Source organism: Rhizobium sp. RHZ02 (assembly GCF_014851575.1).
In the GTDB taxonomy this organism is placed as follows: domain Bacteria; phylum Pseudomonadota; class Alphaproteobacteria; order Rhizobiales; family Rhizobiaceae; genus Rhizobium; species Rhizobium altiplani.
In genome coordinates, this window is the sequence record NZ_JACUZX010000103.1 from 1 (window position 1) to 354 (window position 354).

At 65.0% G+C, this 354-nt stretch carries 1 protein-coding gene; it reads left to right on the forward strand.

Annotation, left to right across the window (positions count from 1 at the left end; genetic code table 11):
• Positions 1-354 (forward strand): ubiquinol-cytochrome c reductase iron-sulfur subunit (petA, locus tag IB244_RS33305; RefSeq protein WP_192307014.1); only part of this gene is annotated, 354 nt, incomplete at both ends.

The window sequence follows — 354 nt, forward strand, 5'->3', positions numbered from 1 at the left end:
TCGACCAGATGCGTCCGGATGCTTCGACGTTGGCGCTGGCCTCGATCGAGGTTGACGTTTCCAGCCTCGAGCCGGGAATGTCGCTGACGGCCAAGTGGCGCGGCAAGCCGATCTTCATCCGCAACCGGACGCCCGAGGAAGTGAAGGCTGCCGATGAGGTGCCGCTTTCCGACCTGAAGGACCCGGTGGCGCGCAACGCCAACCTGCCGTCCGACGCGCAGGCGACCGGCGTCGACCGTTCGGCCGGCAAGGACAAGGAAAACTGGATCGTCATGATCGGCTCGTGCACCCATCTCGGCTGCATCCCGCTCGGCCAGGCCGGCGAATACAATGGTTGGTTCTGTCCCTGCCATG